Source organism: Aliiroseovarius sp. S1339 (assembly GCF_023195695.1).
GTDB lineage: Bacteria > Pseudomonadota > Alphaproteobacteria > Rhodobacterales > Rhodobacteraceae > Aliiroseovarius.
The window spans coordinates 91,229-116,906 of the sequence record NZ_JALPQG010000002.1; the positions used below are offsets into that span (position 1 = coordinate 91,229).

Sequence of the window (25,678 nt, forward strand, 5' to 3'; positions counted from 1 at the left end):
TGCCGGATTGGCACAACCGCCAGAAGGGACACTGGATGAACAGCTGGGTTACTGACGCAATCGGAAAGATCAACGCGGATGCGCATCGTTCGGCTGACACACATCTTTTCAAGCTCCCTCTGCCGCGTCTTGAGGGCGTGGACATCTACCTGAAGGACGAAAGCACCCATCCGACTGGAAGCCTCAAGCATCGGCTTGCTCGGTCGCTGTTCTTGTATGCGCTGTGCAACGGCAAAATTCGGGAAGACACGACCGTCGTTGAGGCGTCTTCTGGAAGCACCGCCGTGTCCGAAGCCTATTTCGCGCGCATGATCGGCGTGCCCTTCATCGCTGTTGTTCCCGAAAGCACCGCGCGCAGCAAAATCAAGCTGATTGAATTCTATGGCGGTCAAATTCACTTTGTGGATGCCGCTCCGCAAATGCACAGTGCATCGGTCGAGTTGGCCCGCGAGATTGATGGCTATTTCATGGATCAGTTCACCTATGCCGAGCGAGCCACAGATTGGCGTGGCAACAACAACATCGCTGAAAGCGTGTTCACGCAGATGGAACGCGAACCTCACCCGATCCCTGCGCATTTGATCATGAGCGCTGGCACGGGCGGCACGTCGGCGACGCTGGGACGCTACATCCGCTACAAAGGCTATGACACCGAACTTACGGTCGTTGATCCGGAAAATTCAGTCTTCTATGACAGCTACATTAGCGGTGATCGCAGTCTGATTTCCGACAAATCCAGCCGGGTGGAAGGGATCGGCCGCCCAAAGGTAGAACACTCGTTTCAACCCGGCGTGATCGACCACATGATACAAGTGCCTGATGCCGCCAGCATAGCCACGATGTTGTGGCTGGAAGAGCTGATCGGACGCAAGGCAGGGCCATCAACAGGGACAAATCTTTGGGGGGCTTTGCGGGTTGCTCAGGACATGGTCAAGGAAGGTCGCCAAGGCTCTATCGTCACGTTGTTGTGCGACAGTGGGGAACGGTATCTTGACACCTATTACAATTCTGATTGGGTCAGTGACTGTATCGGTGATTGCCAAAGATATCACGAAGAGTTGGTGGCCGCCCATGGTTGACCATTCACTGTAGCCTGATCAACAGAATGACTATTTTGGTTTGACGGGGTCCGTGCGGGGATCAAGTGCCATAGCGATGGGCGTAACATCCGGAAGCGGCACATACCGTTCCTGTTGGTCTGCTGGAATGACTGGCCGTATGGCGACTTGGGTCAGCACGAAAACTGCATAGAGAATTGCGACGGCGCTTTCGAAGATAAAAAAGCTGGACGGACCGTAGGCTGACATAAGCGTCGCGGCGAGCACCGGGCCGATCGTCGCCCCGATTGAATATACCATAAGCAAGCGGCCAGACGCTGCGATGTAGTATTTCCGTTCCAAACGGTCGAAGGTTTGCGCAACGCAGAGCGGATAGACGCTGCTCATCGCCCCCCCAAAGAATACGGCCATGGTCAGCAAGGTCGTAAACGGCAGACCAGAGGCGACAAATGTGGCCAATATCCCCCAAGCGGTGCCGACCGCGATCAATGCACCTGACATGACAATACGCCGGTCGAACCGGTCTGCCACCACGCCCATAGGAAGTTGGAAAACCAGCCCCCCAAGAACCACGGCGCTCATGAACATGGCTGCTTGCGACACGCCCAGCCCGATCTTAAGCGCAAACACGACACCCATCGCATAGAAGGACCCGACCATCAGGCCTGCCACGCCTGCACCGACCACGCCAACCTTCGACGCCGAATAAAGATCCCTGACGTTCAGCACACGGCTTTCGCTTAGATTGGGTTCGCCCAAGCTGGTCATTGCAACCGGGATCAGTGCAAGTCCGATCAGGGACGCCGCCAACATGAAGAGGTCTGGACCAGAGACATCGGCGATGTTGACCAGCGTCTGCCCCGTCGCAATCGCGAGATAAAAGGTCAACATGTAGAAACTGAGAACCCGCCCGCGCGTCTCGTTGCTGCTGCGGGTATTCAGCCAGCTTTCAATCGTGGCCGTCAAACCAGCGATGCAGAAGCCGTTGACAATGCGCAGGATCAGCCACGCCACGGGATGGAAAAAGGCCGCATAAGCCAGTGTCGCAGCAGCGGTCAGCGCCGCGAAAACGGCGAAGGCTCGAATATGGCCGATGCGAAAAATCACGTGTTTGCCGCGCAGACCGCCCAATGCCAGGCCAAGGTAATAGGCCGCCATAATCGCGCCGGTAAGGGCGACGGGATAACCAGCACCCTCCATCCGAAGCGGCAGTATGACACCCAGAAGGCTATTACCGATCATGAAGGCTGCAGTACCTCCCAAAAGGGCTTTTACCGAGACAAGAATTTCGCGAATGCTTTGTGCCAAGTTCGTGCTCCGGTCTTCGCCCTTGTGAGGCTGTGTGCAAGGAAGTGTGGGCAAGGGTATGCCTTCAACAACCCTGCCTAGAAACACCGATTTTGTCGATATTTAATGAATGGCTGTTTGCAAGCCATGTCCTGCTTTGCCATCACAAGTGGGATCAATACCGGAACGGATGGCAAGCATGTCTGACGCGAACAGATGAAACAAGCCCCGGGGATGCCGGGGCTTGTTGTTTGTCTAGATTATTGAATGAGGCTAGGCGGCCAGTGACCGCAGCATCCAAGCCGTTTTTTCATGAAAAGCGGCGCGTTCCGTTGCAAGGTCGGCGGTCGCCGGATCATTTTCCGCTTCCGCGATTTCAACCAAGGCACGTGCACGCTCTGTCAGCGTTTCGTGATCCGCCAGAAGGTCGTTGATCATCTGAACCGCGCTCAGCGCTTCGTTCGCGCTTTTGTCCGTGTCCGAGACCTTTACCGATGCCAGCTGACCCAGCGCCCTGATACGTTCGGCAATCACGTCTGCCGCCGCGAACATCTCGTCGTATTGCTCTTCCGTCAGACTGTGCACGGCAAAGAACAACGGACCGGTCACGTTCCAGTGATAGGTATGTGTCTTGATGATAAGCGCGTAGGTGTCGTTCAACACCTCAGCCAGTGCGTCGACAACCGGCTTGGCATTCCGAATGTCGGGTTTTGGGGTGTCGGTCATGGCAGTTTGTTTCAAAGTCGTGGTCATGTCTTCTCCAATTCTGAAAGAGGTGCTTTGCGATGTGCATTCGTGCCGGGATAGGGATGGTGAAGTTGCACGCTGTTCGCGCGACATCGAGTGTCGCGACAGCGCGCTGCTTCCAGCTGCCAACCCTATCACGACGGTCGCAACGCGCCCAGCTGATTGATGTTATCGACACCGGCTTGACGCGGGCTGATCCGTGCCTTTCGCTCGTGGCAGACAGCCACAAAACTGGGAATCTCGTCTCGTCGAAGTCCGATATCAGTGAGCATTCGGTCATCGAGGTGCTGCAATTCAACGGTCATTCTACGGCGTTGCCACTTGTCGATCATTGCATAACGCAACCGCGCGAAAAGACCCATACCGTCGTCTGCCCGATCTTCGTGCGTAGGAATGTTGATCATTTTTCTAGTCAGATAAATGGACATGCTATCCTCCGATTCTGATAAGATGGAACTTGGATTTTCCCGCACCGCTGGCGGGTCATCTTCGTTCATTTTCATGCATTGGATGAGAGATCAGAATAACCCCAGAGCAGGGACGCGCGCGAACGCTGCGTCCGCCTGGGGCTACAGGCGGTTCAGTAGTCTTCCCGCGACAATCGGGAACCTTCTATGAAAGCTGAACAACATCATAACCCTCATATGGGCCTCGTGATGTGGTCTTTCAAGGCATCAATCACGCCATATCACCCATTGGCATGAATGCGCTCAGATCGGATGCCGAAGCAATACCCAAGCAGCAGCATGCGGATGAGCAGTTCATGCTTCGATCAAGGAAGAGTTTTCAACGAAATAAGCCAATCTCAGACCCGTCCTTCCATTCACGCGACGCGGGGTCAGACGACATTCTTAGTGTAGGCGATCGACCCCGCACTCACCCCAAGCACCTTCTCATGAATGTCTGACAACACTTCTTGAGCCCTCTCGGCCCGGGGCCCGTTCTGCGTGGACTTCATAAATCTTGGCATTTGAGCGCTTGTCTGCCCACAAAGTATACGAGCCAGATCGCTGCCGCGAGCGCCATAGACCGCCACGGTATCATGGACAAGGGTCCCTGCTATATGAGGTGAGTGTCCCGTCGCAACTCTGAAACTTCCCGGCATGGCCCTCGCTGACAAGGCTTCGTTCATATCATTCGTGAACAGTGGCGTACCCCGACGCCCGGCATAGCGTGACCGACAATTCCTGCCTTTGCCATAAAGGAGGAGTTCATCCCGATAAGGTGTCAAACTATGATGAAGGATTCCACTGTGGCGAAATTCTGATTTTCTGGATGTGACATTCAGCGTCCACCCACCTTCTTGACGCACGATGTGGCTTCCGATCAGCAAACAATCCAAATCTTTGACGCGCAACGGAACGAGCGACAGCAAGGCGGGATAGGCAGATCGTTGAAAATACTTCTTTCGATTGCTCGGCTGGTTCTCTTCCTGTGCTTTGCGGCGCCATTTGGCAGTTGAAAGAGCAATGTCACGCAGACAAAGTGGGCGGACGTGAGCTTGATGTTGACGAAGAAGCAGAGGCCCGCGCGGCGATCACCCTATACGTCTTTGACGTTGGAACGGACGAAGAAGATATTGTATTTGTCGAAAGTGAACTTGACCTTAAACACCTCGACATTGACCTTGGGGAGGTCACTGTGTTCCAACCAGATGATTATTGGGATGGGGACGAAGAAAGGTGAATTCTGATGCACCCACATTTTTGTGAAACGCCTACAAAACAAGGCGCAAACCCCCACTAACTGCCTGATCAAAGGCGACAAACTAAGCGTGATGGTTAAGCTCCCAAACTCATAACGCTACAACGGCCAAAACCGTCGAAAAATATGGGGTTCAATCACGTAACATTGTACGATTTGCGACCCTGCGCTCTTGCGACGAAGAACGCACAAGGGCTGATACGTTCGCCAAATTTGCACCCTGAAATGTACCGCAACTGGGAGGAAAGAAAAGTTTATGTTCAATCCCAAAACCTTAGCTGGAATTAGTGGCGGAGACGAAGGGATTCGAACCCTCGAGACCCTTCCGGGCCTACTCCCTTAGCAGGGGAGCGCCTTCGACCACTCGGCCACGTCTCCGCTGACCCGTTTATCCATCTCAAAAAGACGGGGCAAGGGCGAAATGGAAAAAATGTCCTGTTGGGCTGGCTATTACCGCATCATGTAATGACGGGTGCACAATCGAGTGTCATGGTCAGTTGTGCTGTTGCGCACAGGATGATCGGAGAACACAAGATCGCGGATGCGCAGCGGCCACTACGTTCGCAGCGCCAATCCTAGCGCTGCGAAACCGCACGGATCGGCTTGGTGCCCCCCCCTGCAGAGGGAGCGCCTTCAGAAACCTTCCTTGGCACACCCCATCTAGGTCGTACGGCGTTGGCCCGTTGCCATGTCCATTGGATCTGCTCTGCGCAAAAAAGATGCAATCTCTTGACCCCGTTGGACGCAAAGGTTTCAGTAAGAAGTGAACACGTTAAGATAATGGTCGCAATACAACAGAGAGACGGCGGCAAGACATGCGCTGCCTGCAAAAAAGCGCCTGTAATCATATCGCCAGGAGTTGCGCGGCGGCTCCCTGACCCATCACGCCTGACAGAATAGGAAATTCAATGACCGCCGAGTTCATGCTGATCGCCTTCACGCTGTTTCTGGCTGGGGTTCTGGCTGTGCCCATCGCATCGTGGCTCGGCCTTGGGTCAGTGCTGGGCTATCTGACAGCCGGCATCCTTATCAGCCCGTTCCTGCACTGGGTCGGCACGGATGTGGTTGCGCTTCAGCATTTCTCGGAATTTGGCGTCGTCATGATGCTGTTCATTGTCGGACTTGAAATGAACCCGAAATCGCTTTGGGCGATGCGGTCTCGCATTTTCTTACTCGGTGGCCTGCAAGTCGTGGTCACAACGCTGATCGTCATGGCAATCGCCATGGCTTTTGGCCAACCTTGGAGCATCGGGCTGGCCATTGGTCTGGTCCTCGCCCTGTCCTCGACCGCGATCGTAAACCAGACCTTGCGGGAAAAAGGTCTGTTGCGGTCGGACGGTGGGCAGGCCAGCTTCTCGGTTCTGCTGATGCAGGATATCGCGGTGATTCCGATGCTGGCGTTAATCCCATTGCTTGCACTGCCTGAACTGACGGAAGCGATGTCTCATGGTGCCACGGGCGAAGGGGCGCACGGCGAGGGCGGTCTGAACCTGAGTCTGGTTGACGGGTTGAATGGCTGGCAGACAGGTCTGGTTACGCTGGCGGCCATCGCGGCTGTTGTCTTCATTGGCACCTACCTGACCACACCTGTCTTCCGGTTCGTTGCACGCGCCCGACTGCGGGAGCTTTTTGTCACCACCGCCTTGATGATGGTGCTTGGCATTGCGCTTCTGATGACTTTGGTCGGACTATCACCGGCTTTGGGCACGTTTCTGGCGGGCGTGGTGATGGGCGGTAGCGAATACCGGCATGAATTGGAAAGCGATATTGACCCACTAAAGGGCATCTTTCTGGGCGTCTTTTTTATCACCGTCGGGGCAAGCATTGATTTTGGGCTGTTGGGCCAGAACATCGTGTTGGTTTTGGGTTTGACCTTTGGTCTGATTGCTCTGAAATGCGTTATCCTGCTGGCGCTGGGGCGGGCTTTCCGGCTGCAGGGGGGCGACAAATGGCTGTTCGGGCTGGGACTTGCGCAAGCTGGTGAGTTCGGTTTTGTCCTGCTGTCCTTCACCGTCGCGAATGCCGTTATTCCCAAGGACATCGCGGGCATTCTGCTTCTGGTCGTGGCCTTGTCGATGTTGCTGACCCCTGCCCTGTTCATCCTATATGACCGCGTTATCGCGCCGCGTTATTCAAACAAAGAAGAGCGCGAAGCAGATATGATCGAGGAGCCCGCCCCAATCATCGTTGCGGGTCATGGTCGGTTCGGCGGCATCGTGAACCGGGGGTTGCGGGCCGCTGGGCATGATACGACGGTGCTCGACTATTCATCAGAGCAGTTGGCCCTGCTGCGCCGCTTCAAAATCAGCGTGCATTTTGGCGATGCAACGCGCCCCGACCTTCTGCAAGCCGCTGGCATTGGCGAGGCCAAGATCCTTGTCGTGGCCATTGACGGCAAAGACGCAATTACCGAGTTGACCCGATATGTTTGCGCGCATTTCCCGCATGTGCATGTCATTGCCCGCGCTGTCGACCGCAACCACGTCTATGACCTGTGGTCCGTTGGATGCCGCGATGTTATCCGCGAGACCTATGACAGTTCATTACGTGCCACCCGATCGGCATTTGAGGCGTTGGGCCACAGCCGCGCAACTGCCGAACGCATGGTCGCCGAATTCGATACATCTGATCGCGAGGTCATGCTTGATCTCGCTGAACTTCACGACATTAACATACCTGCGGTGGAAAACGACGCCTATATGCAAAGGGTCAGCGAGATGATGGAAGTTTGGCAGGAACAACTGGCCGGAAGGGTATCAAACGCAACGAAAATCGCTGATTAGGTCGAACCTGTTGGCGGCCCAATCCACTTGGTGGACGGCGGCTGGCAGCACAGGTAGACTTCATGGCGCTACAGGATGGCACGCAGCTTGCACGGTGCCACTTACAGGGGACACAAAGTGCCACACGAAACGTATAAAATCATTGCGCGCAATTCACTTTTCATGCGTGCCCTGCCCGATGCGCATGTCGAGGCGCTTCTGTCGCAAGCGACATGGCGTCATTTTGAACGTGGCGAGACCCTGTTTATGCAAGAAGACCCTGCCGAAGCGATTCACATCGTTCTAGACGGGTGGGTCAAACTCTACCGCATGACCCGTGGTGGCAAAGAAGCCGTGGTCAGCGTCTTTACGCGGGGCGAAAGCTTTGGCGAAGCGGTCGCGTTGAGAAATCTGCCCTATCCGGTGTCTGGCGAAGCCGCCACAAGTTGCGAAATCATGCACATACCGACCAGTGTTCTGGTCCAGCTTGTAAAGCGTGATCCCGAGGTTGCGTTGTCGATCCTGTCATCGACGTTTACCCACCTGCACGGGCTGGTTACCCAGCTTGAGCAGTTGAAGGCCAAGACCGCCCCTCAGCGGGTCGCAGAGTTTCTGCTGGGCCTGTGTAATGGGGCGCCAAGCGATTGCTCGATAAAATTGCCCTACGACAAGGTGCTGATCGCTGGACGTCTGGGCATGAAGCCAGAAAGCCTGTCACGTGCGTTTTCCCGCTTGGGGGCATTCGGGGTGCAGATCGACAAGAGCAGTGCGATCATCAGCGATGTGCAGAAGTTGCGCGACTACGCCCGCAACGACGGCTAAGGCGAACCGAAATGCATCGCGGTCGAAGACCTGTTCGCCAGTTTCGACAAGTCTGGCATGTGGTTTGAAAATGTTACATCGCCTATTTCATGCCAGCCAGTGTGGACCGTGATCCGCCACCTTGATCAGAGCTGCACTGGTGCGCCAGTTTCCAGAGATTGCGCGGCTGCATCGGCCAGCAGTTGCGCGCGCAATCCGTCGTCAATGCTTGGTGTCGGCGCTGTGCCGTTCTGCACGGCCTCGACGAAATGCGCCATTTCTGCTTGGTAGGCTGCCTCGTAACGTTCCAAAAAGAAATGCTGCGCAGGTGCGGTCCGAAACCCAGTGCCCGTTGCAGCTTCGACCGTGTTTTCCAAGACGTTGGCCGCGCGCAGCATTCCCTTTGATCCATGCACCTCAATGCGCTGGTCGTAGCCATAAGTGGCCCGGCGGGAATTCGAGATTTGGCAGATCTTCCCGTTTGCGGTCGTCAGCACAACGGCAGCAGTGTCAACATCGCCAGCTTTTCCGATTTCGGGATCGACCAGCGCGGCGCCAACGGCAAAGACCTGAACCGGTTCTTCATTTAGAAGAAATCGCGCCATATCAAAATCATGGATCATCATGTCGCGGAATATCCCACCGGAGTTTTTGATGTAACTGATCGGCGGCGGGCTTGGATCGCGCGAGAGGATGGTGGCGATCTCGACCTCGCCGATCTCGCCCGCGCGCAGCCGCGCCTGCAGGTTTACAAAGTTTGGATCAAAGCGGCGATTGAACGCGGTCAGAAACGGCACGCCCGCGGCCTTAACAGCGTGCTGGCAGGCGACGATACGTTCGGCTGACATATCCACCGGCTTTTCGCAGAAAATAGCCTTGCCGCTCGCTGCTGCCGCATGGATCAGGTCGTAATGCGTGTCGGTCGGCGTGCCGATTACCACCGCATCAATATCGGCGCTGGCGATCACTTGGGCGGTGTCACGTATCTCGGCCCCGGTTTTGGCGGCCAGCGCATTCGCGGCTTCGGGAAAGGCATCGGCCACAGCAACCACGCGGACGCCATCCAGTCGACCGATTGAACGGGCATGGACCTGACCGATCCGGCCGCATCCCAGAAGTCCGATGTTCAGCATGTTATCCTCCCTTGAACGCGCGCAATACGTGACGCGTTTTCGCAACCAGTGGGTCGTGGGTTTCCTTCAGGATTTGCACGCGATCAAAGCGGGCCGGATCCTTGTTCACCGCTTCGCGCAGTGCCTCGCCAAAGGCCATGCGCAGTTCTGTCCCAATGTTGAACTTGCAGATTTTCGACCTTTGCGCCAAGGCGGTGCGCTGCGCCACCGGCACACCAGAGCCGCCGTGAATCACCAAGGGCAAATCCGTCACCGCTTCGATCGCGCGAATGCGAGTTTGGTCCAGACCGCCTTGTTTTTCTTGTTGCAGATGGACGTTGCCGACCGAAATGGCCATTGCGTCAATGCCGGTCTCGCGCGCGAATTTCGCGGCCTCGTCGGGGTCCGTCCCGGCTGAACCTTCGCCACCCGAATATCCGACAAATCCGATCTCGCCTTCGCAAGACACACCTGCCGCATGAGCAATGTCGGCGATCGCGGCGGTGTCTTCGATATTCTGCGCCAATGGCGTGCGCGAGCCGTCAAACATGACCGAGGTAAACCCACTGTCGATGGCGATCCGGCAGTCCTCGGCCGTATAGCCGTGATCCAGATGCGCCACGACCGGAACGCTCGCCTGTTCGGCCAGATATCGAAACATCTTGCCAAGGATCGGCAGTGGCGTGTGTTCGCGGCAGGACGGACCAGCCTGCAGGATCACCGGCACATTTTCGGCCTCGGCTGCCGCCACATAGGCCCGCATATCCTCCCAACCCAGTGTCACCAACCCAGCCACCGCATAGCCACCCCTCAAGGCGGGCTGGAGCACGTCTGAAAGGGTTGCCAGTGTCATTTAAACTTCGCGATCATGTCCTTGATGCCGGGAATTGTTTCCAGTTGTGCTGCATGGGTCGGCTGGAAATATTGCACCAGAGAGCGTTGGCTGAGCCCTCCCAAAATGGTGAAATAATACATCTCATAACCCGGCAGCACCGCACAGGGATGATAACCCTTGTCGATCATGATCGTCGATCCATCGACGATGTGATAGGCGTCGCCCGGTTCGTTGTCCTCACGCTGCAGCATCTGCATGCCCGAGCCGTAGTTGGGGCGGAAACGGAAATTATAGGTCTCGTCATGGCGAGTTTCGTCGGGCAAGCGGTCGGTGTCGTGTTTGTGCGACGGGAAGCCAGACCAACCGCCCTGCCCGACTGTATAAAGTTCGCTGACCAGCAATCGGCCAACCTTGTCATGCTGCTTCTGGCCCAGAATATGTTTGATCTTGCGATGCGTCTTGGTGTCATCCGAGCCATATTGAACTTTGTCGATGCCATCGACGCGCACGTCGAACGGCTCCAACACCTTTTCGTATTTGGCGCCAGCGATGAAGGTTTCGGTCTGATCCGAGGTGCAGACGATGGTGACCTTTGCGCCGACGGGCGCGTAAACGCCTTCGGGCTCGCCATCCCAGACATCGACCGTGCGTTTGCCGAGGGATGGAAAGGCAACGCCTTCAACCTCGACATCCACAGTGCCAGTCGCAGGCACGATACAGGTTTCATAGCCCGGAACCTGATAGGTGAACGCATCGCCTTTCTTCAGCTTCACGATATTGAAATAGTTAAGTGGAACCAGTTCGTTATCGGCGTCGACTATGGGTTTGTTCTGGTTGTCATAGGGGGCGATATGCATGTCGCTGGTCCTTTCAATCGTGTGTGGGGCCGGGATGCGAGGACAGGAAAGCCTCAAGCTCGGCAGTTGTGGGCATGGCAGGCGCGCAGCCGACGCGGCTGACGACGATTGAGGCACAGGCAGAGCCGCGCAGCACCGCATCCTTCAATGCATGACCGGCCGCGAGGGACGCAATGAAGCCGCCCATGAAACTGTCACCGGCGCCGGTGGGTTTCAAAGCTGTGACCGGGAAGATGCCGGTTCGAAATTCTTTGTCCTGCGTGATGGTGATCGCGCCCTTTTCGCCCATCTTGTAGACGACGATCTGCGCGTTGGCCTGCGCCAGTTCACGTGCCTTATCGAGGCCTTGGGTATAATTGCCTGCCATGAAGCCGAATTCGACATCGTTGCCGATGATAATATCGCAAAGCGCTCCGGCGCGCGAGTATGTGTCGGCGGCGTCCTGTGGCGAAGGCCAGCTGTAGGGGCGGTAATCCAGGTCGAAAATCAGCGGCAGGTCGGCGGCGCGGGCCAGATCAAAAGCCCGGAACGCAGCGCTGCGGGAAGGTTCGGCGGCGAAAACGGTGCCGGTTGTAATCAGCGCGCTGTAGCTTGCATAATCCACAGCCTCGACGTCCTCAATGGTCATCTGGAAATCGGCGGCGCCATTGCGATAAATCACCGACTGGTGATCCTCGATGCGGCTTTCGACCACGGCCAGCGAATTGCGCGCCTCGCCACCGACGCTTTTCACATGCTTGCGGTCGATACCATATTTGTCCAACTCGTTCAGGCAGAACCGCCCGATGGCATCATCGGCAACACTGGTGACCAATGCTGTCTTGCCGCCGTGCCTGTTGATCGCAACGCCTATATTGGCGCTGGATCCACCAAGGCAGGTGAAAAACTGCGTCGCGTCTTCGGTTCGCGTGCCCGGCGGGTCTGGGTATAAATCCATCCCGGCGCGCCCGATGATGACAAAGTCGTTGCCCCTGATACGGTCCAGATTGGCCATCAGACACCTTTGCGCTGCTTGGCGCGGCTGGATTCCCATTCCTCATGCGCGGCGCGCACTTTGTCGCTTTCGCTGATATGCGGGGTTCCGACCTCCCACCAAGCGTGGCCGCCTTCGGTCCAACTGTCATGCGCTGCGACCTGCATGACGATCACATAGGTCTTGTCGCTGGCCTTGGCGCGCTTGAACGCGTCACCCAGTTCGGCCGGGCCGGCAACCGTTTCGGCGCTGGCACCCATCGAGGCCGCATGCGCTTCAAAATCCACCGTAAAAGGTTCGGGCACCGTCGGGCAGTCGGCAAGCAGGTTGTTGAAACTTTCGTTGCCGGTGTTGTTCTGCAGCTTGTTGATGACCGCAAAGCCACCATTGTCCAACAGCAGGATGATCAACTTTTTCTGGCTTAGAACCGATGAATAGATGTCAGAGTTCAGCATCAGATAGGCGCCATCGCCGACCATGACGATGGTGTCCATATCTGGTTCGCGCTGCGCCTGCGCGATGCGCGCGCCCCAGCCGCCAGCGATCTCGTACCCCATACAGGAGTAACCAAATTCGACGTCAACCGTGCCGATGTCCAACGTGCGCCAGTTTGCAGTGACCTCGGCGGGCAGACCACCTGAGGCGGTGACGATCCGGTCGCGGGGTGTGCACAATTCATTCACCACGCCGATTGCCTGTGCATAAGAATTTGGCCGGTTGCCGTGGGCCACATTGCGCGCCACCTCGGCGTCCCATTCCGCCCGCAGCGCTTGCGCCTTTGCGGTCCAGTCAGTGGGCGCGGCATAGCCCTTGGCGCGCGCGCCTAGCGCGGTCAGCGCAAGTTTCGCGTCGCCCACGACGGGCAGCGACAGGTGCTTGGCCGCGTCATGGCGCGCGGCGTTCACCGAAATGAACCGTGCGTCTTTGGCAAACGCGGTCCACGACCCGGTGGTGAAGTCTTGCAGTCGCGTGCCGACCGCAACGATCACATCCGCCTGTTCGGCAATTTCATTTGCGCTGTTTGAACCGGTGACACCCACGGGGCCGATATTCAGCGGATGGGTTGCCAGCATGTTGGCGCGCCCGGCGATGGTTTCAACCACTGGGATGTTGTGCGCTTCGGCAAATGCCGTCAGTTCGTCCACCGCGCGTGAATACTGCACACCGCCGCCTGCGATAATCATCGGGCGCTTGGCTTGAGCCAGCAACCCGGCAGCCTCAGCAACTTCGTCTACATCAGGTGCCATGCGGCGGATCCGGTGCACTTTCTTTTCAAAGAACTTGGTTGGGTAATCATAAGTCCAGCCCTGCACGTCCTGCGGCAGACCAAGGAAGGCCGGACCGCAATCGGCGGGGTCCAGCAGTGTCGCCAAGGCGGCTGGCAATGATTGGATTATCTGCGCTGGATGGGTGATCCGGTCCCAGTACCGCGTCACCGGTTTGAACGCGTCGTTCACGCCAAGGGTCGGGTCGTGAAAATGCTCCATCTGCTGCAACACCGGATCGGGCAGGCGCGTGATGAAGGTATCACCACACAGCAACAGCATCGGCAACCGGTTCGCGTGGGCCAGCGCCGCGCTTGTCAAAAGGTTCGACGTACCTGGGCCAGCCGAAGCCGTGCAGAACATAAAGCGTTGGCGCAACCATTGCTTGGCATAGCCCGCTGCGGCGAAGCCCATGCTTTGTTCGTTCTGACCGCGATACAGCGGCAGTTCTTCCTGCACGCCATGTAGTGCTTCGCCCAGACAGGTCACATTTCCATGGCCAAAAATGCCGAAACCGCCACCGCAAACGCGCATTTCTTCGCCATCAATCATGATAAACTGGTTTGACAGATACCGAATGATGGCCTGCGCCGTGGTCAGGCGAATGCAGTCTTGTGATATGTTCATTGTACCCTTGGACCTCTCGGGAAAATCCGGCTTCATACCGATTGCAGCTTGCGAGAATTCGATTCTGAGGATACAAGTTTTGCAACCGGTTGCAAACCGTATTTTCTTAAGGTGACGCAAATGACGAAACCAATCGGTATCGGAATCCTTGGCGGCGGGTATATGGGCAAGGCGCATGCGGTTGCGATGTCTGCCGTCGGCGCGGTGTTCAACACAGCCCTGCGCCCGCGCCTTGAGATGGTCTGCGCCAGCACTGTGGCCTCGGCTGAGCACTATCGTTCGGCTTTTGGTTTCGCGCGCGCCACCGACGATTGGCAGGTGCTGGTGAGTGACCCCAAGGTCGAGGCGATTGTCATCGCGACACCTCAAGACACCCACCGCGCCGTGGCCGAGGCTGCCTTTGCGCTTGGTAAGCCGGTGTTTTGCGAAAAACCAATGGGCGCGTCATTGGAAGATGCGCGCGCTATGGTAAGCGCCGCCGAGGCTGCGGGCGCTCCCAATATGGTTGGCTTCAACTACATTCGCACCCCCGCCAGCCAATTTGCGCGCCAATTGATTGCTTCGGGTGAAATCGGAGACATCACCTGGTTTCGCGGGGAACACACCGAGGACTTTTTTGCCGATCCGAACGCGCCAGCCACATGGCGCACATCGGGCGACGCGAATGGCACCATGGGCGATCTGGCCCCACATATGATCAACGCGGCCTTGGCGCTGTTGGGGCCGATCAGCAGCCTGATCGCCGAGGTTGAAACGGTTCACACGGATCGCCCCGGCGGCAAAGTGGACAATGACGATCACGCCCAGATGATGTGCCGGTTTACGAATGGCGCGATGGGCCAGATGTATTTCAGCCGCATCGCGACAGGCCGCAAGATGGGCTATGCCTATGAGGTCACCGGAACCAAGGGTGCCATTCGGTTTGATCAGGAAGATCAAAACGCATTGTGGCTATACCGCATGGACGATCCCGAGGCGACGCGTGGGTTCCGTAAAATCCTGACTGGCCCGGCGCATCCCGACTATCTGCCATTCTGTCAGGGACCGGGGCATGGCACCGGATATCAAGACCAGATCATCATTGAAGCCCGCGATTTTCTGTACGCGATTGAAACCGGGAAAGCCGTGTGGCCAACCTTCCGCGACGGGCTTGACGTGAACCTCGTGATTGCCGCGGCGATGGAGGCATCCCGGACCAAATCGTGGCAGAATGTCGAAACCTTCTGAGATTGTGAAAGGCACGGAAATATGACCATCAAAATTGGCAACGCGCCATGCTCGTGGGGTGTGGAATTTGCAGGCGATCCGCGCAATCCGTCGTGGCGTTCGGTGCTAAGTGACTGCGCAGCTGCGGGATATACCGGCATCGAGTTGGGACCGGTTGGCTTCATGCCCGAAGACCCTGAGGTGCTGGCAGAGGCGTTGAACGAAAACGGTCTTGAGCTGATCGGCGGCGTTGTATTTCGCGCCTTTCACGATCCCGACGCATGGGACGATGTGATGGATGGGGCCGTCCGCACTTGCAAGGCCCTGAAGGCGCACGGGGCCGAACATCTGGTGCTGATCGATTCAATCTCGCCGCAGCGCGCACCCACCGCTGGCAGGTCTGAGGAAGCCGTGCAGATGGATCGGGCGGAATGGACTGCCTATCGCGACCGCATCGCCACCGTGGCGAAAATGGGCGCTGAGGACTACGGCCTGACCGTCGGCATCCACGCCCATGCTGGCGGCTTCATGGATTTCGAGCCGGAGTTGGAACGGCTGCTGAACGAAGTCGATGAAAGCATCCTGAAAATCTGTTTCGACACCGGGCATCATTCTTATGCGGGTTTCGATCCGGTGGCGTTCATGAAACGCCATATTGATCGGATATCTTACATGCATTTCAAGGATATCGATCCCAAAGTGAAGGCGGACGTCATTGCCAATCGCACCGGATTCTACGACGCTTGCGGACAGGGCATTTTTTGCAATCTTGGCGATGGCGACGTAGATTTCCCGGCTGTACGCCAAGTGCTTCTGGACGCTGGTTTTGAAGGCTGGTGCACTGTCGAACAGGATTGCGACCCAACGCTTGACCCCGACCCGCTGGGCGATGCGCGGCTTAATCGTGAATACCTTGAAAGCATCGGTTTTAACTAAGGGCAGACGACTATGACAAAACTGAATTGGGGCATGATCGGCGGTGGCGAAGGCAGCCAAATCGGGCCAGCGCATCGGCTGGGCTCGGGATTGGACGGAGAATTCTCTTTTGTTGCCGGAGCGTTAGACCATAGGCCGGACGCGGGGCGCGCTTACGGCCAACGGCTGGGCCTGGCCGCTGATCGCGCTTATGGTGATTGGCGCGAGATGCTGGACGGTGAACGGGCGCGCGACGACCGCGTTGATCTTGTCACCGTCGCAACGCCCAATGCAACACATTTCGAAATCACTAAGGCCTTCCTTGAAGCCGGTTTCCATGTGCTGTGCGAAAAGCCGATGACCATGACGGTGGAAGAGGGCGAAGAGATTGTGCGCCTCTCCAAGTCCAGCGGAAAGATTTGCGCGGTGAACTACGGCTATTCCGGCTATTCGCTGGTGCGCCACATGAAAGCGATGGTGGCGCGTGGCGACTTGGGCAAGATCCGTCTCATCAAGGCTGAATTCGCCCATGGCCATCACGCTGACGCGGCGGACGCGGATAATCCGCGGGTGCGCTGGCGTTATGATCCGGCGCAGGCGGGCGTTTCGGCGCAATTCGCCGACTGTGGCATTCACGCGTTGCACATGGCATCCTTCGTGACCGGTCAACAAGTTGAAAAGCTGTCGGCCGACACGGTGTCCTGCATCACCAGTCGCGAACTTGAGGATGACGCGATGGTCAATCTTCGCATGGACGGCGGCGCGGTCGGGCGGCTTTGGACCTCGTCCATTGCAATCGGACGGCAGCATGGTCTGACCTTGCAAGTCTTCGGCGAAAACGGTGGGTTGCGCTGGGCGCAGGAACAGCCGAACCAGTTGTTTTGGATGCCCCTGAACGGGCGGTTGGAAATCATCGAACGCGGCGAGGCAAACCTGTCGCCCGAGGCTGACCGCACCAGCCGCGTAACCATCGGCCACGCAGAGGGAATGCCGCTCGCATTTGCCAATATCTATACCGATCTGGCCGAAGCGATCCGCGCCGGAAAGGAAGGCCGTCCGATGGACCCGGCCGCAGACCTGTATCCACGTGCGGAGGATGGGTTGCGTTCGATGGCGGCGGTGTTCGCGGTTGCCGAAAGCGGGAAAGCCGATGGCGCATGGGTGGACGCCCGCCCGCCAATGTTCCGCTGAGCTTAGACGCGGGGCTTCAGGGTGCCGCGTTCGACGAGCGTGCAAGGAAAGACCCGTGCTTCGGGATAACGATCCGGCTCGTCCAGCATCGCGACCATCAACTCGATTGTCGATGACACAATCTGCCGGATCGGCTGACGGATCGTGGTCAGATTGATGTTCTCCCACCCGGCCATTTCCATATCGTTCAGCCCGATCAGACCAATGTCCTGCGGGACCGCCAGCCCGCTGTCCTGCACCGCGCTAAGGGCACCGATTGACAGCACATCGTCGCCGCAAAAATAGGCCTGCGCCGGGACGCTTTGCAACAGCCGCAGCATCTCGCGTCGGCCCGCGTCAAACGTATAGGCGTCAGCAAACGAGTGGCTGACCTTGATCGAAGGGTGTTTGGCAAGCTCGCTCATGAAGCCCTGAAAGCGGTCTTGGGTCGAGGTTGCAGCCTCGGGCCCACCAAGAAACCCGACCGAATTATAGCCGCGCGCCACCAGTTCACTTGCGGCCATGCGCCCGCTTTCCACATTGTCTATGCCGACAACATGCACCTGTGGCGCGCTGGATGAACGACCGAAAGAATGCACCACTGGCACCCCCGCGTCCCGAAAGGCCTTCGCGAATCCCGGCGGCAGGGTAGACGAGGCAACCACGACACCATCGACAGAATATTGGCGCAGCATTCGCACCGAATTTCCGGGATCGGTTTCATCAGTCAGATTGACCAGAAGCGGGCGCAAACCCCGGTCTTGAAGTCCGCGTGTGAAAAGGTCGAACACCTCGAGGAAGATCGGGTTGTGAAAGTTGTTGGACACAAGGCCGATCAGTTTGGTGCGCCCGGTCGTGAGGCTGGAGGCGAGCGCATTCGGGTGGTAACCCAATTCATTCGCAGCCTTTTTCACCTTCCGCCGCATCTTGTCCGAGACCGATGCGCCATCAGTGAAGGTGCGCGAAACAGCAGAGCGGGATACACCCGCGCGTCTCGCGACATCCTTAAGCGTTACGACCATCTTGTTTGTGTCCCTGTTCTGTGGCGGCGTCCTTGTATCTTAGATGCAACCTAAGGACAGCATAAAAAGGTCGGGGCTTTTTTGCAACCGGTTGCAAAAAAGGGAAAGATGTGGTTACCTTGAGTCGGACGGATCGGCAAAGACCGGTCTTTTGCCATGACGACGGTGAAACCTGGGAGGAAATCATGACTTCACTGATAAGAAAACTCGTGCTTGCGACGGCTGTTGTCGCGGCACCACTGCTGGCCGCGACCACGGCTGCGGCAGAAGGCGAAAAATACATACTGGTCAGCCATGCGCCGGACAGCGACAGCTGGTGGAACACCATCAAAAACGGCATCGCCCTGGCGGGCGAGCAAATGGGGGTCGAGGTTGAATACCGCAACCCGCCAACCGGCGATCTGGCCGACATGGCCCGGATCATCGAACAAGCCGCGGCCTCTGGTCCGAACGGCATTATCACCACGCTGGCGGATTTCGACGTGCTGAGCGGTCCGATCCGCGCCGCCGTCGATCAGGGCATCAACGTGATTATCATGAACTCGGGCACGGCTGAACAGACCCGCGAAGTGGGTGCATTGATGTTTGTGGGGCAGCCGGAATACGACGCCGGATACGCCGCCGGGCTGCGCGCCAAGGGCGACGGCATCACGTCGTTCGTCTGCGTGAACCACGTGATTTCGAACACAGTCGTCGCTGAACGCTGTCGTGGCTTTGCTGACGGTCTGGGGATCGAGTTGGGTAATTCTATGATCGACTCGGGACAGGACCCGGCCGAAATTAAAAACCGGGTGATTGCGCATCTGAATGCAAATCCGGACACCGATGCGGTTCTGACGCTTGGGCCGACCTCGGCCGATCCAACCATTCTGGCGCTGGAAGAAATGGGGCTGGCTGGTGACATCTATTTCGGCACATTCGATCTGGGCGAAAACATCGTCAAAGGCATCAAAGACGGGATCATTCAGTGGGGCATCGACCAACAGCCCTTCCTGCAAGCCTATTTGCCGGTTGTTATCTTGACCAATTATGACCGCTACGGCGTTTTGCCGGGCAACAATATCAACTCGGGCCCCGGTTTCGTAACCGCTGATGGGCTTGAGAAGGTCGAGATGTTTGCGGGCGAATACCGCTGATACCTTCCCGAACGGGCGGCCGGACTAATCGGGCCGCCCTTTTTTCCACTCAAAATACGCAGGGCTGATCATGTCTGATACTCCGACTAATCCACCTGATGACGAGCGGATCATCGCGCGCTCGCGGTTTCGCGAAGCCTTGATCCGACCCGAACTGGGTGGGATCGCCGGGATCATTCTGGTGTTTTTCTTCTTCCTTCTGACGGCCGCGGATTCCGGAATGTTCGGACCGGCTGGCGTGATGAACTGGTCGATCGTGTCGGCACAATTCGCCATCATCGCAGTCGGCGCGTGCTTACTGATGATCGCAGGCGAGTTTGACCTTTCTGTCGGCTCGATGATCGGCTTTGCGGGTATTATTATCGCCATCCTGTCGGTTCAGATGGGCTGGCCGATGTGGATGGCAATCATCACGACCTTCGTGTTGTGCACCGCATTGGGCGCGGTGAACGGCTGGCTGGTGATCAAGACCGGCCTGCCCAGCTTTATCGTCACCCTTGCGTTTCTTTATATCCTTCGCGGCCTGACCATTTTCGCAGCCATTGCCACGACCCGCAAAACCATCATTGGCGGCGTGCGCGATGTGGCCGAAGGCGACTGGCTGGCGGCCATATTTGGCGGCAAGATTCTGACCGGTTTCTTTCAGTGGATGGGAGATACCGGACTGATTGAGGTCTTTGAACGCGGCACCCGCAAGGGCCAACCAGTGGTCGACGGCATCCCGATGCTGATCGTCTGGGCACTCGTTTTGATCGTGTTTGGCCACATCCTTCTGACCCGCACACGGTTCGGAAACTGGATTTTCGCTTCGGGCGGCGACGCGCAATCCGCCCGCTATACCGGGGTGCCGGTCAACCGCGTAAAAATTCTGATGTTCATGTTCACCGCGTTCTGCGCCACAGTCTTTGCCACCTGCCAAGTTATGGAATTCGGCTCGGCGGGCGCGGATCGCGGCCTGCTGAAGGAATTCGAGGCGATCATCTCGGTGGTCATCGGTGGCGCGCTTTTGACCGGCGGTTATGGGTCGGTGATTGGCGCGGCTTTGGGCGCGCTGATCTTCGGCGTGGTGCAGCAGGGGCTGTTCTTTGCGGGCGTCGAAAGCTCGCTCTTCCGTGTGTTCCTTGGGGTGATCTTGCTGCTTGCGGTGATCCTGAACACCTATATCCGTCGCATGATTACGGGGGAAAAATAGCATGTCCGATAAAAGCAAACCAATCGTCCAGATGAAGAACATCGAAAAGCACTTTGGCGCGGTTATCGCTTTGGCCGGGGTGTCGCTTGACGTGTTCCCCGGCGAATGCCACTGCCTTCTGGGCGACAATGGTGCCGGGAAATCGACCTTTATCAAGGCATTGGCCGGGGTTCATAAACCCACCAAGGGCGAGATCATTTTTGAGGGCAAGCCGATGGAATTCGACCGCCCCCGCGACGCAATCGCCGCTGGAATCGCGACGGTTTATCAAGACCTCGCGATGATCCCTCTGATGTCAGTCAGCCGCAACTTCTTCATGGGCAATGAGCCAATTAAGAAGCTCGGGCCAATCGGCTTTTTCGACCATGAAACAGCCAACCGGATCACCATGGAAGAGATGGGTAAGATGGGCATCAGCCTGCGTGGTCCCGATCAGGCTGTCGGCACCCTTTCGGGAGGCGAACGCCAGACCGTCGCCATCGCACGCGCGGTGCATTTCGGGGCGAAGGTGTTGATTCTTGACGAACCAACGTCAGCGCTGGGGGTCCGCCAAACAGCAAACGTTCTGGCGACCGTCGACAAGGTGCGCAAACAAGGCATTGCGGTGGTTCTGATCACCCACAACGTACGCCACGCAATGGCTGTAGGCGACCGTTTTACCGTGTTGAACCGGGGTCAGACATTGGGCACTGCTGAACGTGGCAACATCACGCCCGAAGAGCTGCAGGATATGATGGCAGGCGGGGCAGAACTGGCGACGCTGGAAGGGTCATTGGGCGGCACTGTTTAACAGGTCTGCATGATGAGCGGACGGCGTCTGAAGAAGGCACCAGCGGAACACTCTAAAAGATCGCATCGCAGAGCAAATCGTGAATGACCTCGCTATTGCTCTTTGAAGGCCCGTATCAGCTGTCGATTATGGGCCGGGCAATAAATTGCGCGAAAGTCCGTTTGGCAGTCTGGATCATCATTTCAGCTGGTGTGCCGGGCGACGAAGACTTCGCATGTCACGCCATTTGCAGAAGCTGAAATCGCATCGGCCGAGACATATTCGACCGTGCCCTCAAGGACCGGTTCGTTCGCGCATTGCGACCCGTCAAGCGCAGGATCTATGGATATTACCTCAAGCGCATCGTCGGACTGGGTGCCTTTGGATGTTCGCACGCTTCGCACTACAAGTTCTGCCACGGCTGATCCTGATCGGCACCGCGTTGGACAAACATCCAGCGCGGTGCCCATTGCGATCTTCAGCAGCCGATCGCCGCACATATGCGGGTGCGGTAGGCTTCGTTCGCCTTGCTTTCAAGCGAGTCCTGAGGCGCGGCTGTAACCTGACCCTGACATTGCATCTGGTAGTTGTCGGCAAGGCCCGCATTCACACATTCACCGATATCCCAACCCGGCGGGATGTCATTCAGGTCCACGCTTTTCCATTTCGGGTGGCCAACCTGCTGAAGCTGTTGGAAATTGGTCAGTATCAGGTTCGCCATATCCGAGACCGATTTGCAGCTTAACCTGTGATATTCGTTTTTGCTGGCGCTATAGTCATAGGTCATCAGCACCGCCTTGACGGCGACGACATCAATCGGGTCAGTCTGAAACGGATAGGTTCTGGCTGGGATACTGGTCGGCACATAGACCGAACTGAGAGTGGGATCGTTGATCGGCAAGAGGTGGAACTTCGCCGGGTCAATCTGGTCAGACAGAAACAGTTTGGTCGGTGCACCCGCGACATAGAACATTGCGTCGATCTCGCCGGCAAGAAGCTGCGCCATGGAATCTGTGGCGTTGATCATCACACGCTCAGATGGCTGAACGCCCGCAAGATCAAGCACAAGCGATGCGGTCAGAAATGTGCCGCTATCCTCAACACCTACTGCGACGCGTTTGCCGTTCAAGCCGCCAAGCGAGGTGACATCCCGGCTGGCAAGTATGTGTACCTCTTCGTTGTACAGGGGAAAGGCGATCCGAACGCCGAAAATCGCGCGGGCGATATTCGGATCATCGCTGGCAAATGTCTTGAGGTATTCAAGAACGTCACTTTGCACGATCCCAAACTGGGTATTGGAACGCTTACGCACGCCCAGGAAATTTTCCAGCGAGCCCGCACTTTCTTGAACCGCGTAATTCAACCCACACGCACCGGCAACTGCTGACAAATCGCGCCCGATCTGGATGTAGGTGCCGTTTGGACCACCGGTCAGGATGTTTTTACCAAACTCCTGTGCGTGCGCGGAGTTACCACTGATGCCACCAATAAACAGACAAATGCCAAAACAAAGAATATTTATAAACTGAAAATTAAAACGTCTCACAAGCCTTCCCTTCTTCACTTAGAATAATTCAACTAACATGGGCCAATTTCCCGGATCAAAGCGACCAGTGTCTGGCGGTTAACAACCCCAAATGCGGATTGCAGAGCTTGCACAGTACATGTGCCGCTTTCCAGTTCGGTCGTGAGCTTCGACAATTCCGTGGGCGCCGCGCCCGCAAGCCCCGGGGTTTGCGCAAGCAGCACACGAATTTGCTGGCGCGACAATGAAATCTCCCGTTTTTTGAACTGCCCTGCCCCCAAAGCGACACCGTCACCTGACGTTTCCGACGTGACATCGGCAGCGATATTCACTGCCGCCTGTATCGTAGCAACCGGCTGCGCTTCGGTTTGTTCCGTGATTTCCGGCGCGTTACCACCAATCAATCCGCTGAGCGCCTTCGTCATCGACTGAATGTTGCTGCGAACCGCTTCTCTATTGACGCTCATTGCTGCGAGTTCCGCTTCGAGCTCCTTGATCTCCTCCAGCCGTGCTAGCTTTGATTGTTCCAAATCAATCAGTTCATTCTTGGTGCTTACCAACACGTTCTGTGTCTCTGACAGCTCTGCGGACAGACGTTCAGTTTCCTGCAACGTCTTGTTTTGATCGTCCTGAACTTTCGCCGCCATCCCTTGCAACGCCTCAACTTCGCCTGCGACAACATCACGTTGTTTTGACAATTCGGCCAATTGAGCATTGGTTTCGTCTGTTTCGGCGATCAAATCTGCCAGCCTTTTGTCGGCATCATTCATGGACGAAATCTTGCGCTCCAGCGCCGTCAACGCCGCTTGACCCGAGGCCTGTTCTGCTTGGCTGCGTTCAATTTCGTCGCGAACGGCGGCCAGATCACCTTCCAGATCCAAAAGCAAATCACTGTTCTTCTGAATATCAGCAGTCAACTGTTCATTGTCCGCGATCTTGGTCGCCATCGCGTTATCAAGCGCTTCCTTTTTCGTCACGAGCACATCCAGTGACCTCAGCATTTCAGCAGAGCGGTCATCAATAAGCTTCGTCACGGAGCTCAACTCCGTCTGAGCAGTATCCAAAGCGGCGAGCGTGGCGTTTAGTTCGCCCTGCGCGTCCGTCCTTTGCGCTTCAATCAATGACAGAGCATTCCTGACCTCGCCGGTCTCGGCGTTCAATTTTTTGGATTCTGCAACCAGCGGCTCTAGGCTCGCCGCCTTTTCTTCCAGGTGGCTCAGAGTAACCCGGCTTGCGCTGATGTTTTGAACGAGTTCCGACTGCAGCTTTTGTTGCGAGGTAGCCGCATCCTGAACCGTAGAAAGATCAGCCTCGGCGCTGGCAATTTCGGCTTGGATCGACGCCTTTTGTCTGGTGATGGCCGCAATCTCGGATTCCACGCTGCTTTTTTGTTCGTTCGCCTCTTCAATCGCCGTCACAAGGGCATTCAAAGCGGCACGAGCATCCTTGGATTGTTGTGCCACAGGTGCCGCCTTGGCAATTTCCGACTTGGTGGACTCCAGTTCCCGTTTGGCCGTAACTAGTTCAGCATCAGCACGGGCGATTTCGGCGCGGGATTGGTCGACTTCCTTCTGGATTTCTGACAGCGAATTGCGGGCGCTCACCAATTCAGCATTCACAGCCTCTAACTGCTGCGTTGATTTTTCACTTTGGGTAACCGCATCCTGAAGCTCCTGACGTTTTGCCGCGAGTGCAACCTTGATTTCCTCTGCTTCTGCCAGCGCCGATTGCTGGCCATCCAAAAGCGCCTGTGTCTCTGAAAGCTTGGCTTGAAGCTTAGAGAGTTTCTGGCTTTCTTCGGATACTTTGCGGCTCCGATCCAAAAGATCGCTTTTGACGGACTGCATCTGACTGTTCAAATCATCCAACTGGCGCTCGCCTTTTTGGATGTCGTCCGACAACGAAGCGACCTTGAGCTCAAGTGCAGCATTCGCCTTGTTAAGTTCACCTGCGCGCAGGGCTTCCTGCTCAGTCGATGCCATTTCCGTACGCAAGCCTTCCAATCGCGCCATCAGGTCTGCGAATTCATCCTTGGTTGCCGCCAGCGAAGCAGATTCCTTTGCGGCCGCTTTCTCTATGTCGTTGAGAGACGTGCGGCCTTCTTCGAGTTCAGCATTCAGGCCATCCAATGCGGTTGTGGCGCGGGCCTCCTGCTCCTCAAGGGTTGCGACTTTCGCCGCCAGCGCTTCGGCGGCTTCACTGTCAGCGCGCAACGTGCTGGCTACCCCTTCAAGTTCCGCGATTTCAGAGCGCAGTGCGGTCAACTGCGCCTTACTGGCCGACGCATCTGCCGACGCCTGATCGGCTTCGGCTTGACGTTCGGCGACCACAATCGCCGCCGCTTCCGCTGTGGACTTATCCTCAGCCAGGGTTTTCTGGATATCGGCAAGCTCGGCTTCAAGGTCTTGCCTGGTTCGTTCAATTTCAGCGACCAACAGTAGGCTCGTGCGTCTTCGCTCCAACTGCTCTCGCATCTCACTTTCAAGATCGCGAAGTTTCTTTTCCGTATCTGACGTGGCTTCAATCAACTGGTCGCGCTTTTTGGAAACCTGTGCAACCTCGTCTTCCAGCAGCGCCAAACTCTGGCGCAAAGACGTCGTAGACTGGCCTTGGTTGCTCTCGATCTCAGATGATGTCTGACCAATCGATGGAAGCGGCAGAAGCAAAACAATCAGGCAAAAAAATGCCCTAAAAAAAATAACACCCAACAGTATC

General features: G+C 56.8%; 22 protein-coding genes and 1 tRNA gene. 10 read left to right on the plus strand and 13 right to left on the minus strand.

The annotated features are described in order from the left end of the window. Positions 1 to 35 precede the first annotated feature (35 nt). Positions 36 to 1,079 carry a PLP-dependent cysteine synthase family protein gene (locus MUY35_RS03480; protein ID WP_248363965.1) on the plus strand — a complete coding sequence of 348 codons (1,044 nt, stop codon included), beginning with the start codon at positions 36 to 38 and terminating at the stop codon, positions 1,077 to 1,079. Between the two features lie 30 nt (positions 1,080 to 1,109). Here MUY35_RS03480 and MUY35_RS03485 read toward each other — a convergent pair whose 3' ends face one another. The 3 genes from MUY35_RS03485 to MUY35_RS03495 form a co-directional block, all read right to left on the minus strand. Next, complete coding sequence (locus MUY35_RS03485; protein WP_248363967.1) at positions 1,110 to 2,366, minus strand: MFS transporter; 1,257 nt, start codon at positions 2,364 to 2,366, stop codon at positions 1,110 to 1,112. A 252-nt stretch (positions 2,367 to 2,618) separates the two neighbouring features. Next, the gene (locus MUY35_RS03490) at positions 2,619 to 3,098 is read right to left on the minus strand and encodes a DNA starvation/stationary phase protection protein (RefSeq protein ID WP_248363969.1); all 480 of its coding nucleotides are present in this window, start codon (positions 3,096 to 3,098) and stop codon (positions 2,619 to 2,621) included. Positions 3,099 to 3,226: 128 nt separating this feature from the next. Then, on the minus strand, positions 3,227 to 3,520 hold the full coding sequence (locus tag MUY35_RS03495; RefSeq protein ID WP_248363970.1) for a DUF1127 domain-containing protein: 294 nt from the start codon (positions 3,518 to 3,520) through the stop codon (positions 3,227 to 3,229). A gap of 1,057 nt (positions 3,521 to 4,577) precedes the next feature. Here MUY35_RS03495 and MUY35_RS03500 point away from each other — a divergent pair. Next, on the plus strand, positions 4,578 to 4,778 hold the full coding sequence (locus MUY35_RS03500; RefSeq protein ID WP_248363972.1) for a hypothetical protein: 201 nt from the start codon (positions 4,578 to 4,580) through the stop codon (positions 4,776 to 4,778). Between the two features lie 306 nt (positions 4,779 to 5,084). Here MUY35_RS03500 and MUY35_RS03505 read toward each other — a convergent pair. Continuing rightward, a tRNA-Ser gene (locus MUY35_RS03505) sits at positions 5,085 to 5,174 on the minus strand. 530 nt (positions 5,175 to 5,704) lie between these two features. Between MUY35_RS03505 and MUY35_RS03510 the strand changes: the two genes are divergently transcribed. After that, on the plus strand, positions 5,705 to 7,579 hold the full coding sequence (locus MUY35_RS03510; protein ID WP_248363973.1) for a cation:proton antiporter: 1,875 nt from the start codon (positions 5,705 to 5,707) through the stop codon (positions 7,577 to 7,579). Between the two features lie 117 nt (positions 7,580 to 7,696). Then, positions 7,697 to 8,380 (plus strand): Crp/Fnr family transcriptional regulator, encoded by a 684-nt coding sequence (locus MUY35_RS03515; RefSeq protein WP_248363974.1) that lies wholly within the window; start codon positions 7,697 to 7,699, stop codon positions 8,378 to 8,380. A gap of 125 nt (positions 8,381 to 8,505) precedes the next feature. Here MUY35_RS03515 and iolG read toward each other — a convergent pair whose 3' ends face one another. From iolG to iolD, 5 genes are read right to left on the minus strand one after another with little or no spacing between them, the layout of a single operon-like run. Continuing rightward, complete coding sequence (gene iolG, locus MUY35_RS03520; RefSeq protein ID WP_248363975.1) at positions 8,506 to 9,492, minus strand: inositol 2-dehydrogenase; 987 nt, start codon at positions 9,490 to 9,492, stop codon at positions 8,506 to 8,508. Position 9,493: 1 nt separating this feature from the next. Further along, entirely contained in the window at positions 9,494 to 10,324 is an 831-nt protein-coding gene (locus MUY35_RS03525) for a class II fructose-bisphosphate aldolase (protein ID WP_248363976.1), read from the minus strand. Next, entirely contained in the window at positions 10,321 to 11,163 is an 843-nt protein-coding gene (locus MUY35_RS03530) for a 5-deoxy-glucuronate isomerase (RefSeq protein WP_248363977.1), read from the minus strand. Before MUY35_RS03530 ends, MUY35_RS03525 begins: the two co-directional genes overlap by 4 nt. Positions 11,164 to 11,176: 13 nt before the next feature. Next, positions 11,177 to 12,157: a 5-dehydro-2-deoxygluconokinase gene (iolC, locus tag MUY35_RS03535; RefSeq protein ID WP_248363978.1), complete on the minus strand. Its 981-nt coding sequence runs from the start codon at positions 12,155 to 12,157 to the stop codon at positions 11,177 to 11,179. Next, positions 12,157 to 14,028, minus strand: a complete 1,872-nt coding sequence (gene iolD, locus MUY35_RS03540; RefSeq protein ID WP_248363980.1) for a 3D-(3,5/4)-trihydroxycyclohexane-1,2-dione acylhydrolase (decyclizing) — start codon at positions 14,026 to 14,028, stop codon at positions 12,157 to 12,159. Before iolD ends, iolC begins: the two co-directional genes overlap by 1 nt. Before the next feature lie 120 nt (positions 14,029 to 14,148). Between iolD and MUY35_RS03545 the strand changes: the two genes are divergently transcribed. Genes MUY35_RS03545 through MUY35_RS03555 form a run of 3 tightly spaced genes read left to right on the plus strand, consistent with a single transcriptional unit; the run spans position 14,149 to position 17,340 of the window. After that, positions 14,149 to 15,255, plus strand: a complete 1,107-nt coding sequence (locus MUY35_RS03545; RefSeq protein WP_248363981.1) for a Gfo/Idh/MocA family oxidoreductase — start codon at positions 14,149 to 14,151, stop codon at positions 15,253 to 15,255. A 21-nt stretch (positions 15,256 to 15,276) separates the two neighbouring features. Then, positions 15,277 to 16,170, plus strand: a complete 894-nt coding sequence (locus MUY35_RS03550) for a TIM barrel protein (protein ID WP_248363982.1) — start codon at positions 15,277 to 15,279, stop codon at positions 16,168 to 16,170. Between the two features lie 12 nt (positions 16,171 to 16,182). After that, the gene (locus tag MUY35_RS03555) at positions 16,183 to 17,340 is read left to right on the plus strand and encodes a Gfo/Idh/MocA family oxidoreductase (RefSeq protein WP_248363983.1); all 1,158 of its coding nucleotides are present in this window, start codon (positions 16,183 to 16,185) and stop codon (positions 17,338 to 17,340) included. Positions 17,341 to 17,342: 2 nt separating this feature from the next. Here the strand turns inward: MUY35_RS03555 and MUY35_RS03560 are convergent, their stop codons facing one another. Then, positions 17,343 to 18,341, minus strand: coding sequence for a LacI family DNA-binding transcriptional regulator (locus MUY35_RS03560; protein ID WP_248363984.1), 999 nt, complete (start codon positions 18,339 to 18,341; stop codon positions 17,343 to 17,345). A gap of 185 nt (positions 18,342 to 18,526) precedes the next feature. On the opposite strand from MUY35_RS03560, the gene MUY35_RS03565 reads away from it, so the two are divergent. The 3 genes from MUY35_RS03565 to MUY35_RS03575 all read left to right on the plus strand — a co-directional run bounded on the left by MUY35_RS03565 (position 18,527) and on the right by MUY35_RS03575 (position 21,459). Then, positions 18,527 to 19,477, plus strand: a complete 951-nt coding sequence (locus tag MUY35_RS03565) for a sugar ABC transporter substrate-binding protein (RefSeq protein ID WP_248363985.1) — start codon at positions 18,527 to 18,529, stop codon at positions 19,475 to 19,477. Between the two features lie 70 nt (positions 19,478 to 19,547). Further along, positions 19,548 to 20,669, plus strand: a complete 1,122-nt coding sequence (locus MUY35_RS03570) for an ABC transporter permease (RefSeq protein ID WP_248363986.1) — start codon at positions 19,548 to 19,550, stop codon at positions 20,667 to 20,669. Position 20,670: 1 nt separating this feature from the next. Beyond that, positions 20,671 to 21,459 (plus strand): ATP-binding cassette domain-containing protein, encoded by a 789-nt coding sequence (locus MUY35_RS03575; protein WP_248363987.1) that lies wholly within the window; start codon positions 20,671 to 20,673, stop codon positions 21,457 to 21,459. Between the two features lie 182 nt (positions 21,460 to 21,641). On the opposite strand, the gene MUY35_RS03580 is transcribed toward MUY35_RS03575, so the two are convergent. The 3 genes from MUY35_RS03580 to MUY35_RS03590 are packed head-to-tail and all read right to left on the minus strand — an operon-like array spanning position 21,642 to position 25,671. Beyond that, positions 21,642 to 21,857, minus strand: coding sequence for a hypothetical protein (locus MUY35_RS03580; protein ID WP_248363989.1), 216 nt, complete (start codon positions 21,855 to 21,857; stop codon positions 21,642 to 21,644). Positions 21,858 to 21,916: 59 nt separating this feature from the next. Further along, entirely contained in the window at positions 21,917 to 22,984 is a 1,068-nt protein-coding gene (locus tag MUY35_RS03585) for a TAXI family TRAP transporter solute-binding subunit (protein WP_248363991.1), read from the minus strand. 32 nt (positions 22,985 to 23,016) lie between these two features. Continuing rightward, the gene (locus MUY35_RS03590; protein ID WP_248363992.1) at positions 23,017 to 25,671 is read right to left on the minus strand and encodes a hypothetical protein; all 2,655 of its coding nucleotides are present in this window, start codon (positions 25,669 to 25,671) and stop codon (positions 23,017 to 23,019) included. Positions 25,672 to 25,678: the final 7 nt, after the last annotated feature.

Bases quoted from the DNA above. Each gene is read 5' to 3' on its own strand.
- MUY35_RS03480 (WP_248363965.1), top strand. From the start codon at position 36: ATGAACAGCTGGGTTACTGACGCAATCGGAAAGATCAACGCGGATGCG.
- MUY35_RS03490 (WP_248363969.1), bottom strand. From the start codon at position 3,098: ATGACCACGACTTTGAAACAAACTGCCATGACCGACACCCCAAAACCC.
- MUY35_RS03495 (WP_248363970.1), bottom strand. From the start codon at position 3,520: ATGTCCATTTATCTGACTAGAAAAATGATCAACATTCCTACGCACGAA.
- MUY35_RS03510 (WP_248363973.1), top strand. From the start codon at position 5,705: ATGACCGCCGAGTTCATGCTGATCGCCTTCACGCTGTTTCTGGCTGGG.
- iolG (WP_248363975.1), bottom strand. From the start codon at position 9,492: ATGCTGAACATCGGACTTCTGGGATGCGGCCGGATCGGTCAGGTCCAT.
- MUY35_RS03525 (WP_248363976.1), bottom strand. From the start codon at position 10,324: ATGACACTGGCAACCCTTTCAGACGTGCTCCAGCCCGCCTTGAGGGGT.
- MUY35_RS03530 (WP_248363977.1), bottom strand. From the start codon at position 11,163: ATGCATATCGCCCCCTATGACAACCAGAACAAACCCATAGTCGACGCC.
- iolC (WP_248363978.1), bottom strand. From the start codon at position 12,157: ATGGCCAATCTGGACCGTATCAGGGGCAACGACTTTGTCATCATCGGG.
- iolD (WP_248363980.1), bottom strand. From the start codon at position 14,028: ATGAACATATCACAAGACTGCATTCGCCTGACCACGGCGCAGGCCATC.
- MUY35_RS03545 (WP_248363981.1), top strand. From the start codon at position 14,149: ATGACGAAACCAATCGGTATCGGAATCCTTGGCGGCGGGTATATGGGC.
- MUY35_RS03550 (WP_248363982.1), top strand. From the start codon at position 15,277: ATGACCATCAAAATTGGCAACGCGCCATGCTCGTGGGGTGTGGAATTT.
- MUY35_RS03555 (WP_248363983.1), top strand. From the start codon at position 16,183: ATGACAAAACTGAATTGGGGCATGATCGGCGGTGGCGAAGGCAGCCAA.
- MUY35_RS03560 (WP_248363984.1), bottom strand. From the start codon at position 18,341: ATGGTCGTAACGCTTAAGGATGTCGCGAGACGCGCGGGTGTATCCCGC.
- MUY35_RS03565 (WP_248363985.1), top strand. From the start codon at position 18,527: ATGACTTCACTGATAAGAAAACTCGTGCTTGCGACGGCTGTTGTCGCG.
- MUY35_RS03570 (WP_248363986.1), top strand. From the start codon at position 19,548: ATGTCTGATACTCCGACTAATCCACCTGATGACGAGCGGATCATCGCG.
- MUY35_RS03575 (WP_248363987.1), top strand. From the start codon at position 20,671: ATGTCCGATAAAAGCAAACCAATCGTCCAGATGAAGAACATCGAAAAG.